At 59.4% G+C, this 16,298-nt stretch carries 15 protein-coding genes; 8 read left to right on the top strand and 7 right to left on the bottom strand.

Features of this window, described 5'->3' with window-relative positions:
* Positions 1-23 precede the first annotated feature (23 nt).
* Positions 24-1,532 carry a hypothetical protein gene (locus BAR1_RS11080; protein ID WP_162891761.1) on the top strand — a complete coding sequence of 503 codons (1,509 nt, stop codon included), beginning with the start codon at positions 24-26 and terminating at the stop codon, positions 1,530-1,532.
* A gap of 25 nt (positions 1,533-1,557) precedes the next feature.
* On the opposite strand, the gene BAR1_RS11075 is transcribed toward BAR1_RS11080, so the two are convergent.
* Entirely contained in the window at positions 1,558-2,010 is a 453-nt protein-coding gene (locus BAR1_RS11075) for a DUF4174 domain-containing protein (protein WP_118943075.1), read from the bottom strand.
* A 157-nt stretch (positions 2,011-2,167) separates the two neighbouring features.
* On the opposite strand from BAR1_RS11075, the gene BAR1_RS11070 reads away from it, so the two are divergent.
* On the top strand, positions 2,168-3,118 hold the full coding sequence (locus tag BAR1_RS11070) for a hypothetical protein (protein ID WP_162891760.1): 951 nt from the start codon (positions 2,168-2,170) through the stop codon (positions 3,116-3,118).
* A complete protein-coding gene (gene scpA / locus BAR1_RS11065; RefSeq protein WP_118943073.1) occupies positions 3,090-5,222 on the top strand; it encodes a methylmalonyl-CoA mutase in 2,133 nt (710 codons plus the stop codon). Before BAR1_RS11070 ends, scpA begins: the two co-directional genes overlap by 29 nt.
* Here scpA and nhaA read toward each other — a convergent pair.
* The gene (gene nhaA, locus BAR1_RS11060; RefSeq protein ID WP_118943072.1) at positions 5,219-6,406 is read right to left on the bottom strand and encodes a Na+/H+ antiporter NhaA; all 1,188 of its coding nucleotides are present in this window, start codon (positions 6,404-6,406) and stop codon (positions 5,219-5,221) included. The genes scpA and nhaA overlap by 4 nt on opposite strands.
* Before the next feature lie 124 nt (positions 6,407-6,530).
* Here nhaA and BAR1_RS11055 point away from each other — a divergent pair, with 124 nt between their 5' ends.
* The 5 genes from BAR1_RS11055 to BAR1_RS11035 are packed head-to-tail and all read left to right on the top strand — an operon-like array spanning position 6,531 to position 9,739.
* Entirely contained in the window at positions 6,531-7,142 is a 612-nt protein-coding gene (locus tag BAR1_RS11055; RefSeq protein ID WP_118943071.1) for a VOC family protein, read from the top strand.
* Positions 7,139-7,618: a GNAT family N-acetyltransferase gene (locus BAR1_RS11050; RefSeq protein ID WP_118943070.1), complete on the top strand. Its 480-nt coding sequence runs from the start codon at positions 7,139-7,141 to the stop codon at positions 7,616-7,618. The genes BAR1_RS11055 and BAR1_RS11050 overlap by 4 nt, the downstream gene beginning before the upstream one ends.
* Positions 7,619-7,654: 36 nt before the next feature.
* Positions 7,655-8,335: a molecular chaperone DjiA gene (locus tag BAR1_RS11045; RefSeq protein WP_118943069.1), complete on the top strand. Its 681-nt coding sequence runs from the start codon at positions 7,655-7,657 to the stop codon at positions 8,333-8,335.
* The gene (locus BAR1_RS11040; protein ID WP_118943068.1) at positions 8,335-9,360 is read left to right on the top strand and encodes an endonuclease/exonuclease/phosphatase family protein; all 1,026 of its coding nucleotides are present in this window, start codon (positions 8,335-8,337) and stop codon (positions 9,358-9,360) included. The genes BAR1_RS11045 and BAR1_RS11040 overlap by 1 nt, the downstream gene beginning before the upstream one ends.
* A gap of 37 nt (positions 9,361-9,397) precedes the next feature.
* A complete protein-coding gene (locus tag BAR1_RS11035) occupies positions 9,398-9,739 on the top strand; it encodes a hypothetical protein (protein ID WP_118944443.1) in 342 nt (113 codons plus the stop codon).
* Between the two features lie 40 nt (positions 9,740-9,779).
* Here the strand turns inward: BAR1_RS11035 and BAR1_RS11030 are convergent, their stop codons facing one another.
* From BAR1_RS11030 to BAR1_RS11010, 5 genes are read right to left on the bottom strand one after another with little or no spacing between them, the layout of a single operon-like run.
* Positions 9,780-10,646 carry an alpha/beta hydrolase gene (locus BAR1_RS11030; protein ID WP_118943067.1) on the bottom strand — a complete coding sequence of 289 codons (867 nt, stop codon included), beginning with the start codon at positions 10,644-10,646 and terminating at the stop codon, positions 9,780-9,782.
* A complete protein-coding gene (locus tag BAR1_RS11025; RefSeq protein ID WP_118943066.1) occupies positions 10,643-12,175 on the bottom strand; it encodes a Ppx/GppA family phosphatase in 1,533 nt (510 codons plus the stop codon). Before BAR1_RS11025 ends, BAR1_RS11030 begins: the two co-directional genes overlap by 4 nt.
* Positions 12,176-12,227: 52 nt before the next feature.
* Positions 12,228-14,402, bottom strand: coding sequence for an RNA degradosome polyphosphate kinase (locus BAR1_RS11020; protein WP_118943065.1), 2,175 nt, complete (start codon positions 14,400-14,402; stop codon positions 12,228-12,230).
* A 48-nt stretch (positions 14,403-14,450) separates the two neighbouring features.
* Positions 14,451-15,122, bottom strand: a complete 672-nt coding sequence (locus tag BAR1_RS11015) for a P-loop NTPase family protein (protein ID WP_118943064.1) — start codon at positions 15,120-15,122, stop codon at positions 14,451-14,453.
* 3 nt (positions 15,123-15,125) lie between these two features.
* Complete coding sequence (locus BAR1_RS11010; protein ID WP_118943063.1) at positions 15,126-16,232, bottom strand: AI-2E family transporter; 1,107 nt, start codon at positions 16,230-16,232, stop codon at positions 15,126-15,128.
* Positions 16,233-16,298: the final 66 nt, after the last annotated feature.

Genomic DNA, 16,298 nt, shown 5'->3' with positions numbered 1-16,298 from the left:
TATCAATCGTATCGGCGTTTCTGGTGTTTGTTGCACTGCAGGCCGCCGCGATATATCAGACCGGCGGGTATTTCGAATACCCGCTGGATGATACCTATATCCATCTGGCGATGGCGGAAACCATTTGGTCCGGCGGCTATGGCGTCAACCTGTCAGAGCCATCGGCGGCGTCATCCTCGGCCCTGTTCCCCTTTTTGCTGGTGCCGGTCTTTTCGCTGGAATTCCAGCGGTATATGCCTCTGATCTGGAATGTCGTCGGGTTGGGTCTGTCGGCATGGCTGTGGGCCGAACTGTTGTTGGAAGCAGGTTACGGTGCGGGTAAATTACGCCGCTATGGTGTGATACTTGCCGCATTGGGGCCAGCGGCCGTCTTGATGCCAAGCAACGCGATGATCGGTATGGAGCATACGCTGCATGCCGCCGCCAGTCTGGCCATTTTACTGGGTTTGATGCGCCTGCTTAAGGGCACGCCGTCGTGGGGGGTGCTGTTTGCGGGTATCCTGTTTGCCCCGCTCTTTCGGTTCGAAGGGTTGGCGCTTTCGCTGTTGGCGGTGCTGGTCATTTTCAGTTGCAAAGAAAAACGCCGCGGGGTCGTGGCGCTGTTTCTGGCTCTGGTTCCGATATTGCTGTTTTGCGGTTTTCTGGTTTCACTGGGGCTGGATCCCTTGCCCAGTTCCGTGCAGGCAAAAATCGCCAGCGCAGTCCGTTATGAGATGCCCATATATCTGCGCATTATCCGGACGTTCATGGCAAATCTGGCGGAACCCGGTGGCATCCTGTTGATGCTGTATCTGGTCGTGCTTTTGGGCATGTGGCTGTTTTCAGATACCTTGCGCCGCAGTCCTCTGGCCAAGCTATGGGCCGTACTGGCGGGGGCGACCGGTGCGCATTTGCTGCTGGGCCATATCGGGTGGCTGAACCGGTACGAGCATTACATTCTGGCCGTTGTAACGGCCGGCATACTGGTCTTGCTTCCGGTTGTGATGCGGGGAAGTGACCTTCAGCGGATCGGCATGCGGGCGGTGATTGCTGTTTTAATCCCGCTCGCGGTCTATGCAAAATCCAATGTCACAATACTGGTCGAGTCGCCTAAATCCATTTACCTGCAACAGCGGCAGATGTCCGAATTTGCCAAGAACTATATGAAAACCCCGGTGGCTGTGAATGATTTGGGATGGGTGGCCTGGGGGAATCCGGATTATGTTCTGGACCTGTTTGGTCTGGGTTCGACCGAGGCCCTGAAATACCGCACAACAAAATCAGAACCCGGTTGGGGCGGGCCGATGGCCGTCCGGCACGATGTCCGGTTTGCAATGATTTATCAGGAGTGGATGAAAGAGGCGATCGGCAAGGACTGGATCCGCGTGGGGACGTTTATTACGGACGAAGACTGGGGCTTTGTGTCGGGGACAGAAGTGGCCTTTTTCGCCACATCCCCCGATTATGTTCCGCAACTTGTCGAGGCCTTGCACCAATGGGTACCAACCCTGCCGGCCGGAACACATTTTGAATATGACGCGGGGTTCGAATGAATTACGGCACCGCAAAACAAACGGCTTACTGTGCCCCTGTATCGCGCCGCTCGCGGACCTCTTCCTGTCGGGCGGGCAGTTTGTCGATCGACCGGCTGATTTCGCGCACCGTCCAGGGTTTGGGTTTGCGCAACAGGATCGTGCCATCCTTGGCCACCAGAACCAGCCCGAAGCCGCGTGGCCGCAACCGCTGCCGGATCGGGCTTTTGCCCGCCGGATCGGTATCGGTGATCACCACCACATCGCGGAGGCGCAGATCGTCCAGCCGTTCCTCGATAAAGGCCATTTGCTGTTTGAAACGCGGGTCTTTCGGGGAATCGGCAAAGATGATCAGCGGGCGGGCAACCCACATGAAATCCACCAGCGTCACCTCGTCCGTTGCCGCGATAATCAACGGTTCGGGGTCTTCGGTGGCTGTTTGCGCGAAACCGGTAAATGGAAATAGTGCCATAATAACAAAGGCAAAAAACTGTTTCATGGACCCTCCTGTCCTAACCGATATAGGGGGGGCGGGGCCGAATGCGAAGGGGCAATCCGCGCAAAAGGCCAAAATGGGTGCTGTTAAGGCAATAATCATGCCTTTGGGCCTATGGTCGGGAAACAGACTGCACTTTATTGGCGGAGTTTCGCGGCTTATGGATGTTATCCTGCACATCGGTGCCCATCGCACCGGCACCACCACGTTCCAGACCTATCTTGAGGATAACCGGGACCACCTGAACGAAATCGGCACCGAATTCTGGGGACCGAACCGCACGCGGTCGGGCCTGTTTTCGGGGCTGGTGAAACGGCCGGACAAGGTGAACCGCGATGCGCAGCGGCGCGGCGAACGTGCAAACGGGTTGATCCGGATGGAACTGGACCGGCTGGAACAGGTCGGATTGGCTTCGCTTGTGGTGAGCGAGGAAAATATGATCGGCTCGATGTGGGACAACCTGTCAACGGCGCGGCTCTACGGGGATGCGCAGGCGCGGCTGGACCGGTTCGCCTCCGGTTTCGGGTTCCACTGCAAACGGGTGGCGATCTCGATCCGCTCTTATGACAAATACTGGGCCTCGGTGTTGGCGTTTATGGTACAACGGGGCTGGAAGGCGCCGGATGACGGGCTGTTGGACCGGCTGGTCACCCAGTCGCGCCGCTGGCAGGATGTGATCCGCGATGTGGCGGCGGTGTTTCCGGCGGCGGAGCTGGTGGTCTGGCCGTTCGAGGGGTTTGTGGGCCAGTCCGACCAGCAACTGGCGATGATCAACAACGGACGTGTGCCGGTGATGATGCGCGGGCGGCGGGACTGGCATAATGCCTCGCCAAGCTGTGCCAAAATCCGCAAGGTGTTTCTGGACCGGGGCAATCATGCGGCGGCAGATCGGTTGCGGGACGACTATTCGCGCTGGCAACCGTTTGGCACGGATCATATCGCGGCGTTTCAGGGACAGTATGACGAAGATATCGCCTGGCTGCGCGGGGGCGCGGACGGGCTGGCGACATATGTGGAAAACACAGACAGCGGACCAGCAGGGATACATCTGCGGCCGTGGGAAATGGAAAGAGGACATTCCAATGACCAACAAGAAAGAAGCATGGGCTAAGCGCGCCCAAAAAGAGCTGCGCGGGCGGCCGCTGGACGATCTGACGTGGCATACGCCCGAAGGCATTGACGTTGAGCCGGTCTATACCGAGGACGATGCCGCGGGGCTGGACCATATGGGCAGTATGCCCGGCGAGGTGCCGTTCACCCGTGGGCCGCGTTCCACTATGTATACAGGGCGCCCCTGGACGATCCGGCAGTATGCCGGTTTCTCTACCGCCGAGGAAAGCAATGCGTTTTACCGCAAGGCGCTGGCCGCGGGGCAGCAGGGGGTTTCGGTTGCTTTTGATCTGGCCACTCACCGTGGTTACGATTCCGATCACCCGCGCGTGGTGGGCGATGTGGGCAAGGCCGGTGTGGCGATCGACAGTGTCGAGGATATGAAAATCCTGTTTGACGGCATCCCGCTGGACAAGGTTTCGGTTTCAATGACCATGAACGGTGCAGTGATCCCCGTGCTGGCGTCTTTCATCGTCGCGGGCGAAGAACAGGGGGTGGAGCGCGCGGCCCTGTCGGGCACCATCCAGAACGATGTCCTGAAAGAATTCATGGTGCGCAACACCTATATCTATCCGCCCGAACCCAGCATGAGGATCGTTTCGGATATCATTGAATTCACATCGAAAAACATGCCGCGTTTCAATTCGATCTCGATTTCCGGCTATCACATGCAAGAGGCGGGCGCGAACCTTGTGCAGGAACTGGCCTTCACACTGGCCGACGGGCGCGAATATGTCCGCGCGGCGCTGGCACGGGGCATGGATGTGGATGCCTTTGCGGGGCGGCTCAGCTTCTTTTTCGCGATCGGTATGAATTTCTTCATGGAAGCCGCCAAACTGCGCGCCGCGCGGTTCCTGTGGCATAAAATCATGTCCGAATTCAATCCGAAGAGCGAAAAATCCCTGATGCTGCGCACCCATTGCCAGACATCCGGCGTGTCCCTGCAGGAACAGGATCCTTACAACAATATCGTGCGCACGGCTTATGAAGCGATGAGCGCGGTGCTGGGTGGGACGCAATCCCTTCACACGAACTCTTTTGACGAAGCCATTGCTTTGCCAACGGATTTTTCATCCCGTATCGCCCGAAATACCCAGTTGATCCTGCAAAACGAAACCGGCGTGACCAAGGTGGTCGACCCGCTGGCGGGGTCCTATTACGTTGAAAAACTGACCGCCGATCTGGCGGACGAGGCCTGGAAAATCATCGAAGAGGTCGACGCGATGGGCGGCATGACCAAGGCGGTGGCCTCGGGCATGCCCAAGCTGCGGATTGAGGAAGCGGCGGCGCGCAGACAAGCGGCGGTGGATCGTGGTGACGAGGTGATCGTCGGCGTGAACAAATTCCGTCTGGACAAGGAAGATCCGATCGACATTCTGGATGTCGACAACGTAGCGGTGCGCGAAAGTCAGGTGGAACGCCTGAAAAAAATCCGCAGCACACGCGATCAGGCAGCCTGTGACGCAGCACTTTTGGCGCTAGAACAGGCGGCTGCGTCGGGCAAAGGCAACCTGCTGGAGGTCGCGATCGACGCGGCACGGGCGCGGGCAACAGTGGGGGAAATCAGCATGGCGATGGAAAAAACATTCGGACGGCACCGCGCCGAGGTGAAAACTCTCGCGGGTGTCTATGGCGCGGCTTACGAGGGCGACGAGGGTTTTGCCGCCATCCAGAAATCGGTCGAGGAATTTGCCGAGGCCGAGGGTCGCCGCCCGCGTATGCTGGTGGTCAAGATGGGGCAGGACGGGCACGACCGCGGGGCCAAGGTGATTGCCACAGCATTCGCCGATATCGGTTTCGACGTGGACGTTGGCCCGCTGTTCCAGACCCCGGAAGAGGCGGCGCAGGATGCGGTTGACAATGACGTGCATGTGGTCGGGATTTCGTCACAGGCGGCGGGGCACAAAACGCTGGCGCCCAAATTGGTGCAGGCGCTTAAAGATGCCGGTGCCGACGATATTATCGTCATCTGCGGCGGGGTCATTCCGCAGCAGGATTACCAGTTCCTGTATGACGCGGGCGTCAAGGCGATCTTTGGCCCCGGGACAAACATCCCCGAGGCCGCGCAGGACATCCTGCGGATTTTGCGCGAGTCAAAGGGTTAGCCTCGGACCTCCGCGGGTGCCTCTTTCGGCGCCCGCATTAACCGCAGAACGCTATAGCCAAGAACCGCCGAGACCAGAGAACCGGCCAGCACCCCGAGGCGCACCTGGTTCATCAGGGCCGGATCGGTAAAGCTGAGCGAGCCGATGAACAGCGACATGGTAAATCCGATCCCCGCCAGACAGGCCACGCCATAGATATGGCCCCAGTTTGCTCCGCTGGGCAGTCGGGCAAAGCCGAACTTCACCATTAGGTAAACCGCCCCCAATACGCCCGCCTGTTTGCCCAGAAACAGCCCCAGAGAAATGCCCAGTGGCAAAGGTGCCAGCAGGTCGGCAGAGGTCATGCCCTGTAGCACAACACCGGCATTGGCAAAGGCAAAGATCGGCACGATCAGATACAGCACATAGGGGGCCAGCCCGTGTTCCAGCGCGTGCAGGGGGGATTTGCCGAACTTGTCTTTCATCGGGATGAAGAAGGCGGTCAGAACCCCCGCAACGGTTGCATGAACGCCGGATTTCAGCACCAGAACCCACAGGATCACGCCCAGCAACAGCATCGGTGCCACACGGTGGGTGCCCTGCCGGTTCAGCCAGAACATGGCGGCCAGCGGGACCAGCGCCATCAGCAGATAGTCGATTTTCAGTTCTGCCGTATAGAACAGGGCGATGATCAGGATCGCGGCCAGATCATCCAGAATGGCCAGTGTCAGCAGGAATATCTTTAGCGATGCAGGTGCGCGTTTGCCCACCATCGCCAGAATCCCCAGCGCAAAGGCAATATCGGTGGCCGCCGGAATGGCCCAGCCGCCAATGGTGTCGGGTTGCCCCCAGTTCAGCGTGACATAGATCAGCGCCGGAATGGCGATGCCCCCGAGAGCGGCAAACCCCGGCAGCATAACATCGCGCGGGTTCTTCAGCTTGCCTTCCAGCAATTCGCGTTTCAGTTCCAGCCCGATCAGGAAAAAGAAAACCGCCATCAACCCGTCATTGATCCACAGGATCAACGGTTTGGACAGCCCCGTGTCGTTCAGGGTAATTTTCAGGTAGGATCCAAGGGCGGCCTCGTAATACGGCCCGAAAGCGGAGTTGGCGACAACCATCGCCATCACGGCCGACAGCATCAGCAATATGCCCCCCGCTGCGTCATGTTTGAAGAAGCGGTCGAAAGCGCGAAGAAGGGGCATGTTAGTCCTTATATAATAGAAACAGTCAGGTTTGAAGATAGATGGGGCTTGCCGTCCGATTTTCAATAGACGGACCAGCGAATTTATGGTGGTGTAACGGGTAATTCCAATGGAAAGGTCGGGAATGTTTAAACTGGACCATATCGCGGTTGCGGCAGACACACTGGACGAAGGTACTGCGGCCGTCGAACAGGCCTTGGGCGTGTCCCTGTCGGGCGGAGGGAAGCACCCGTTGATGGGCACGCATAACCGGCTGTTGGGGCTGGGGGATGTGTATCTCGAGGTGATCTCGATCAACCCCGAGGCCCCGGCGCCGGATCATCCACGCTGGTTTGATCTGGACCATTTCAACGGCGCGCCACGTCTGACCAACTGGATTTACCGCAGTGATGATCTGGAGGATGCAATCGCTGCCAGCCCTGACGGGGTAGGTGTGCCGGTGGCCCTGTCGCGCGGGGATTTGCGCTGGCGGATGGCGGTGCCGGCGGATGGGGGTTTGCCGTTTGACAATGCCTATCCGGCGTTGATCCAGTGGCAAGGGGCGCTGCATCCGGTGGATTTGCTGGCGGATACGGGGTGCCGATTGCGCCGGCTTGAAGTGGCGCATCCTCAGGCGGATGAATTGCAGCAGGCCTTGGGCGGGTTTGCCGATCCAAGGGTCGCCGTAGTGCAGGGGGATCGCGTGGCATACCGCGCCGAAATCGAAACGCCGCACGGGATTCGGATATTGCAATGACGATCCGTGCGGCAACCCCCAGGGATGCGGCGGTGATTGCCGATATCTGGAACGGAATTATCCATGATCCGGTGATCACCTTTACCACCAAGGAAAAGACCACTCACTCCATTCTTCAGCTGCTGGAAACCCAACCCGTGCTGGTGGCGGATATTGGCAATCATGTGTCGGGCTTTGCCACCTACGGTGCGTTTCGGGCTGGCCCCGGCTATCGCCACACCGGCGAGGTAACGATCCATCTGGCCCCAAACGCACGCGGGCAGGGGATCGGGCGTAAACTGATGCAAAGCTTGCTGGATCAGGCGGGCCAAGACGGAATCCATGCAATGGTGGCAGGGGTGAGCGCCCAAAACCCGGCGGCCATCCGCTTCCATCAGGCGCTTGGATTTACCGAAGTGGCACGGCTGCCCGAGGTGGGGCGCAAGGCAGGGCGTTGGCTGGATCTGATATTACTGCAAAAACTATTGAATACATGACCTGACAGCCCCGAAAATACCCGCTATCCTGCCAATATGTCATTATGGACCCGCATAGCCGATGCCCTGTCCGCCCTTACCAGTGGTGAAGGGCTGTCCAAGGTATTCGACCGGTTGCGCACCCCGCCGGAACAGACGGTGGGTTTTACCATTGCGGTGATCGCGCTGGGGGCCAAGATGGCCAAGGCCGACGGGCAGGTGACGCGCGACGAGGTTGCTGCCTTTCGCGAGGTTTTCACCATTCCGCCGCAGGAAGAGGCCAACGCCGCACGGATTTTTAATCTGGCGCGGCAGGATGTGGCGGGTTTCGAGGAATACGCCCGCCGGATCAAGCGTATGTTCGGGGATAGGCGCGAACCGCTGTGTGATCTGATGGAAGGGCTGTTTTTCATCGCGCTGGCCGATGGGGAATATCACCCGAAAGAGGATGATTTTCTGGACCGCGTGCGGCGTATTTTCGGCATCGAGGAACGCGAGTTCCGCACCATGCGGTCGATGTTCGTGACCGATGCCTTGCCCGATCCCTATGCGGTACTGGGGGTAGGGCCCGAGGCGTCTTTTGAGGAAATCCACGCAGCCTATAAGCGGCTGGTACGCGAAACCCACCCTGACCGGATGCAGGCCCGCGGTGTGCCCGAAGAGGCCGTGAAACTGGCCGAGGCGCGGTTGCGCCAGATCAATGCGGCATGGGAAGAAATCCAGAAGGCGCCGGTCTGATGCGCATCGCCACCTATAATGTGGAATGGTTTGATGCGCTGTTTGGCAAGGATGGCCAGCCGTTGCTGGATGGGGAATGGTCGCGCAGGCATGATGTAACGCGGGCGCAGCAATTCGAGGCGGTGGCCAAGGTGTTTACCGCGATGAATGCGGACGCGGTGATGGTGATCGAGGCCCCCGATGGCAGCCATCGGCGCGATGGCGTGCGGGCATTGGAGAATTTTGCCAAGCAGTTCGGTTTGCGCACCCGCAAGGCGCTGATCGGGTTCCAGAATGACACCCAGCAGGAAATCGGGCTGCTCTATGACCCCGATGTGATGACCGCGCGCCATGACCCGAAGGGGCAGCAGACGGGCAAGAAAGGCTCGTTCAACTCGCCCCGGTTTGACAGTGTGTTTCGCCGCGATCTGGATGTGGATGCCACGCCGGAACTGATCACCTTTTCCAAACCGCCGCTCGAGGTGGCCGCGAAAACCAAAACCGGCATCCGGTTTCGCATGATCGGTGTGCATATCAAATCCAAGGCCCCCCACGGTGCCCGTGGCGCTGTCGAGGTGATGCGCAAAGCGATTGAAAATCGCCGCAAACAGATGGCGCAATGTATCTGGTTGCGCCAGCGTGTGCAGGAACATCTGGACGCCGGTGAACCCGTGATGGTGCTGGGCGATTTCAACGATGGTCCCGGGCTGGACGAATACGAAAAACTGTTCGGCCGCTCCAGCGTGGAAATCGTGCTGGGCGAGGACGGGCGTGAATCCCTGTATGATCCGCATGCTGAAATGATCCTGTCACGCAAACTGGGGGCAAAACCGGCGACCTCGCGGTTTTATATCAAACGCGAAAACCGCTATCTGTCGGTGCTGCTGGATTACATCATGGTATCGGCCGATCTGAACGCCAGACACCCCCGCTGGCGTATCTGGCATCCGTTCGACGATCCCGAATGTTACCACATGCCGGAATTGCGGGAGGCGCTGCTGACGGCCTCGGATCATTTTCCGGTGACGATTGATATTGATCTGTGACCTTACAAAACGGGGCGGGATGCCCTATATTGGGGGCATGAAACAGATAGCAGCCATAACAATCGCCGCCTGTCTGGCCTTGTCGCCCGCTTATGCGGAAAACACGGACGAGGGCGGGATGGAGGAAGGCCTGAGCCTGATGGAACAGGGTGCCAAGCTGCTTTTTCGCGGTCTGATGACCGAGATGGAGCCGGCATTGAAAGACCTGAAAGGCTTGGCCGAGGAAATGGGGCCGGGGTTGGCGCAACTGCGGGAAATGATCGGGGATTTCACCAATTATTACCCGCCCGAGGTTCTGCCCAATGGCGACATCATCATCCGCCGCAAGACACCGCTAGAGATCGAGAAGCCATTGGAAGAGGGCGAGATCGAGCTGTAGGGGTGGCTGTTTTCTTTAAAAGAAAACAGGACGAAATCTTTTAAAGATTTCGGGGCATTGCGCGAGCCAGTAAGGACAGCAATTCGGCGCTGTGTTGTTCGATTTTATCAACTGAATCGTGATCGCCATCCGGGATCAGCAGGATTTCAGCCTTGTGATCCTTGCAGTTATCGGCAATCGCCTGTAAATCCTTTACCGGAATTGTTTTATCCGCATCCCCATGCACCAGCAGCACCGGACAGGTTATTTTGCATCGGGTGTTGATCGGGGCGATATCGTCAAACCGATGACCGATGATCCGCTCCACATAACGCAATACCAGTTTGATCAGCCATTTGGGCAGGTGCAGGCTTTGCAAATAACGCTGCATCAGCCATTCAGGATGCGCAAAGCTGGCAATCGAGATCACCGCATCCATATCGTGCCGCTTTGATGCCACCAGCAAAGTGGCCGCCGCCCCGACGGAATGGCCCAGCAGGGCGATTTTGCCGGTTTCGGGTTGCTGCTTCAGCCAGTCCAGCCCGCTTTCGATGTCCTCGGCAAAGGTGGGCATGGACGATGGCCCGCCGCTGTCGCTGGAGCCGTGATTGCGCGCATCCAGCAGCAAGGCGTTGTAACCGGCCCTGCACAGGGGCACGGCCACAGGCAAGATCACTTCGGCATTCACGCCCCAGCCGTGCATGATCAGGATGGTGGGGGCGGCGGGTGCATCCGTGGCCAGAATATGCCAGCCAAACAGGTTCGCGCCGTTCTTGCCGGGGATACTGACCGTGCGAAAATCCAGCCCGTAATCGGCCGGGTCACCGGTTTCCTTGATGCGGGGCGCACGAAATCCGTAACGCACGGCAAGGCCGAACAGCAGAACAGTGAGTGCAAAAATGGCAAGGATTGTAATTGCTGTCGTCACCGTAGTTTCTTGATCTCGACCTTGGCCCCAAGGGCGGCGGCCAGTGACATGAACCGCGCCTCGGCCACTTCGCCAAACAGCCCGCGGCCGGTTTCGTCCAGTCGCAGTTCCAGTTGCTTTTTCTTGGGGAAATAGCGCAGGTTGGCCATTTTATCCAAAGCATCCACCGTCAGCATGGCCCCAAAACGCATCGCTTTGCCCACCACCTCGGCATCCACCGCATCCTTCTGCGCCAGCAATTCCACCATCGGCTCAAACCGTGTCCCTTCGCGGCTGTTCTTGTAACGGTGCAGCAAGGCCAGCCCCAGAAATACCCTTTCGCGGTGGCGCAATCCGCCCAGATTGGCGCGGGTGGCGTTGTCAAAACAGACCTCGGCGCGGTAATCGGGATGGGCGCGCCATGTCACGTCATGCAACAGGCAGGCGGCAAGGATCAGGCGTTTGCGGTCATCCGGGGCGGATTTGAACAGCGGCAGGATGAAATTATAGAGCTGCTTGCCAAAGCCGGGCCAGCGGGCGTCTTTGGACTCGGCAAAACGGCAGGCCTCGATCAGCGGGTCGCGGTCGCGCAGCTTTTGCGGCATTTGCTCATACAACATACCTTCGCGGATGCCATAGCTGGAGATGGCGATTTCCTTGGGCTTGAATTTGCGCACCACCCGTTTCAGCACCTCGCAGGCAACCGGCACCAGCACCATCCGCGCCTGTGATGTGCCGGTCTGGGCGCGCAGTTCTTCCAGATCGTGGGTATTGATCCATTTCACTGTTTCCATCACCGATTTGGGCGTCATCCGGTATTCGTGCAGCACGGTCAGCGGGTACCCACGGCGCAGCATGTCGATCCGCGCAATCGCCCGCCATGATCCGCCGACCAGAAACAGCCGCTTGCCCTCGACCGGAATCCGGTCGTGCAGATCGTCCAGAATCCCGCTGATATGTTTCTTCAACCCCTTCTTGCCGCCCTTCACATTGGACAGCTTCAGCGGACCCAGCGGCGAGGTCAGCCGCCGCCCCACGCGCCCCTCGGCGACCTCGGCCAGTTCCATCGACGAGCCGCCGATATCGCAAACCAGCCCGTTCGCCGTGGGCCAGCCCAGCAATACGCCCTGTGCCGACAGGCGTGCCTCTTCCTGGCCGTCGATCACATAGATATTCAGGCCGGTTTCGCGCAGTACCTCTTCGCAGAAATCCGCGCCATCGCTGGCCTCGCGCACGGCGGCAGTGGCCACGGCGGTCAGCGGCGGGATGTCCATGCCTTCGGCCAGCAGTTGAAACCGCTTGATTGCCGCCAAGGCCCGTTCGCGTCCCGTCGGGTTCAGGTGGCCGGTTTCGGGCAGGCCCGCGCCAAGGGCACACATGATTTTTTCGTTGTAGAAATAGGCGGGGCTGCGGGCGGCGCCGTCAAACACCACCAGACGGACCGAGTTGGACCCCACGTCGACCACCCCGACGCGCGACAAGGCGCGGGTGGAGGGGTCGTCAAACAGCGGGCGGCCAAAGGGGCCCCAGTCTTCGGTTGTGTTGTCCATTGATTCACCCCCTGTTATCCATACGCAGTTTGCAGCGGGCAGGGACGCCGCGTCAATCTTTGGTATGGGTCAGTTCGGGCACATCGGCCGCGCCGGCCTTGCCACGGCCCGACAAAGAGGGGTTTTCCATAAAGAAACGGTGGCAATTGAACGGATGCGCGTCGGGTGCGGTTTTTGGGCGCAGGTAGCGGCCATCGGGGAAGAGAACCCAGCTCTGGGCCTCGTCCGCCAGATTGGCGGCCATGATCTGGCTCATGATCTGGGCCTTGACGGTGGCGTTCGTTGCCTCGACCAGGGTTTCAACCCGGCGTTTCAGGTTGCGGCCCATCCAATCGGCAGAGGAAATGTAAACGCGGGCCTTTTTGGCGGGCAGACCATAGCCGTTGCCAAAGCAGACAATGCGCGAATGTTCCAGAAAACGGCCAACGATGGATTTGACGCGGATATTGTCGGACAGCCCTTTGATGCCGGGGCGCAGGCAACAGATGCCGCGAATGACAAGGCTGATTTTCACACCGGCCTTTGATGCCGCATAAAGCGCGTCGATCACGTCGGGATCAACCAGAGAATTCATCTTGGCCCAGATTTCGGCAGGTTTGCCTTCGGCTGCAAATGCCGCTTCGCGCTTGATGCTGTCGATCAGGCTGGATTTCAGGTTCAGCGGGGAAATGGCAAGGTTTTCCAGCCCGTCAGGCTGGGCGTAACCGGACAGATAGTTGAACACTTTGGTGGCGTCCCGCCCAAGGGCAGCGTTACAGGTGAACAGCGACAGATCGGTATAAATCCGCGCGGTGATCGGGTGGTAATTGCCGGTGCCAAAGTGGGTATAGGTGACCAGCTTGTCCCCTTCGCGGCGCACAACCACACTGATTTTGGCGTGGGTTTTATAGTTGATGAACCCGTAAACCACATGCGCGCCACTGCGTTCCAGATGGCGGGACTGGCGGATGTTGGCGGCTTCGTCAAAACGGGCTTTCAGTTCAACCAGTGCGGTGACGGATTTGCCCGCCTCGGCGGCTTCGCACAGGGCGGCGACGATGGGGGAATTGCGCGAGGTGCGATAGAATGTCTGTTTGATCGCCACCACATCGGGGTCACGCGCGGCCTGCTCAAGGAAGCGCACCACCATGTCGAAGGTTTCATAGGGGTGATGCAACAGCATGTCCTTTTGCCGGATTGCGGCGAACATGTCGCCGTCAAAATCCAGCACCCGTTCGGGCACCCGCGGGGTGAAATTGGGCCACAGCAGATCGGGGCGGGCATCGGTGACCAGTTCCGACAGATCGGTCAGGCCCAGCATACCGTCGATCTCGACCACCTCGTCATCCTCGACGTGCAGCTCGCGGGTAATCAGACGGCGCAGACCCGAAGGCGCCCCGGCCGAGAGCTTCATGCGCACCACATCGCCACGGCGGCGGCGTTTCAGGGCCACCTCGAATTCGCGTACCAGATCCTCGGCCTCGTCCTCGACTTCAAGGTCGCTGTTGCGCAACACGCGAAAGGCACAGTGGCCTTTGACCTGATAGCCCGGAAACAGCGCATCAAGGTGCAGCAGCAGCAGTTCCTCGAGCGGCAGATAGCGTAGCGCGGTACCGTCGGAGGGCAGGGCGATGAAACGGTCGATCTGGTGCGGGATCGGCAACAGGGCCTGCAAGGGGCGTTTGGTGCTCAGGTTTTCCAGTTTCAGGGCCAGCGCGAAGCCTTCGTTCGGGATGAAGGGGAAGGGGTGCGCGGGATCAATCGCCAGTGGCGACAGGACAGGGAACACTTGCGTCAGAAAGAAATCACGGGCGAATTCCCTGTCTGCTTCGCTTAACGTTTCGGCATTCAGCAGCAGGATGTTTTCGCCTTCCATCAGGATGCGCAAGTCGTTCCAGACGCGCTGTTGCTCCTGCAACAGTTTGCGCGCATCGGCGTTGATCAGCACCAGTTGCTGTGCCGGTGTCAGCCCGTCGGCGGCGGGCGTGGTGTTACCTGCGTCGGCCAGTTCCTGCAAGCCGGCGACGCGCACGGTAAAGAATTCGTCCAGATTGGTGGCGGAAATTGACAGGAACCGCAGCCGTTCCAGCAATGGCACGCGGGGGTTTTCGGCCTCTTCCAGCACACGCCAGTTGAACGCCAGCCACGACAATTCGCGGTTAAAGAACCGCTTGGGTCCGGCCCATTCGTCGTCGGGCAGGGTTTTGGCGGCGTCAAAGGGCGATTTCAGGAAATCTGCGTGGGTCATATCTGGGCCGGAATGTAAGGGAGTATACTGGTCCCAGTATGGCGCATTTCAGGGGGAATTGTCCAGCACCGTTGCCGCCAGTTTGCGGGTGATCGGTTTGCCCTTGCTAAGGGCGGATTTGTCCAGCGCCGCAACCAGCCGGCCGGCGGCATCAAACGAGCGATCCATGCGTTTCAGTAGGTATGCGATCAGGTCGGGTTGCACCGTGATCTGCCTATCCGCAAACAGTTTCACCAGCACCGCCGCCAACAAAGCGTCATCAGGCGCGGGCAGGGTGGTGATGGTGGTCGCGCTCATCCGGCTTTGCAGATCGGGCAGGGTCAGGCCCCAATGGTTCGGCGCGATGTCGGCGGTCAGCAACAGCGGGGTGCCGTGGGCCTGCGCCAGATTGTGCAGATGGAACAGCGCCTCTTGGGCGGGCATATCGGTGGCAATTTCGCGGATGTCCTCGATGGCAATCGGGGCATCAACCAGCGCGGGGATGTCGGCCTTGGGCAGTTCACGCGCGGGCAGCACGGTTGCGCCGGTATCCGTCGCCCAGACCTGCACCAGATGGGTTTTGCCCGCCCCTTTGGGGCCGGTCAGCGCCAGTTTGTGGTTGGGCCAGGCGGGCCAGTTTTCCAGCATCTGCACTGCCAGCGCATTGATCGGCGAGACAAAAAAATCGTCACGCCCCAGCGCCGTTTTGACGGGCAGCTCGAATGTCATCTGTTCGGCCATGGATCAGGTTTCTTCGGTTTTGGGCAGTTCGCCGGTTTCCGGTTCGTCCCCGGTCTGACCGGCAAGCCCCTGATACAGTCGCCCCTGTTTGTACTGCTCGATCGCAAAGCGGATGATCACACCGATGCTGGCCGCCACCGGCACCGCCACCAACATCCCGACAAAGCCGAACATGGACCCGAACACTGACAGCGAAAACATCAGCCAGACGGGGTGCAGGCCCACGCTGTTGCCCACCAGTTTCGGGGTGATCACGTTGCCCTCCAGTGCTTGGCCCAGCATGAAGACACCGGCCACCAGCCCCAGCGACACCCAATCGCCCCAGAACTGGAACAGGCCCAGCCCGATCGCCAGCGCCCCGCCGATCAGCGCCCCGATATAGGGGATAAAGGTGATCAGACCGGCAAAGGCCCCGACCAGCAAGCCGAATTGCAGCCCCACCAGCATCAGCCCGATGGCGTAAAACGTCCCCATGGTCAGGCAAACCGTGCCTTGTCCGCGAATGAAAGAGGCCAGCGTTTTGTCAATCTCGCGGGCCAGCCGACGGATTATCGGCGCATGGTCGCGTGGCAACAGCGCGTCGATCTTGGCCACCATCCGGTCCCAGTCCAGCAGCATGTAAAACGCGACCACGGGCACGATCACCATCAACACAACGATGTTGATCAGGCTCATCGCCGAGGACAGAACCCCGTTGACCAGTTGAACCCCTTTGTCCTGAATCGCCACACCCAGCCCTTCCAGCGAATGGCGCAGGGTGGAATTGGCATCCATCAAGGACGGGAAGCGTTCGGTCAGGAAATTTTTCAGTTTGGTGAAAATCTCGGGGGCGGAATTGATCAGCGCGATGGTTTGCTCCACCAGCGTCGGGATGATCAGCAGCGCCATCAGGGTGAATATGATGATCCCGAAAAAGGTGATCACCACGGTGGCCCAGACCCGCGAAAGCCCTATCTTTTCCAGCCGGTCCGCGATCGGATCAAGGAAATAGGCAATCGCCCCGCCCAGAACGAACGGCAGGATCACATCGCCCAGATACCACAGAACGACCAGAAACACCGCCGTGGCGATGCTCCAGTATTTTGTTTGTTCGCGTGCAGGCAGCGCCATGAAATGTCCCTAACGATCCGGTTTCCCAACACATCGCCCATGCGGGCGTAGGTTTCAAGAGGCTAT

It is taken from the genome of Profundibacter amoris, assembly GCF_003544895.1.
Taxonomy (GTDB): Bacteria; Pseudomonadota; Alphaproteobacteria; order Rhodobacterales; family Rhodobacteraceae; genus Profundibacter; species Profundibacter amoris.
The sequence above is the reverse complement of the archived record's forward strand: the minus strand, read 5'-3'. Positions and strand labels throughout refer to the sequence as shown.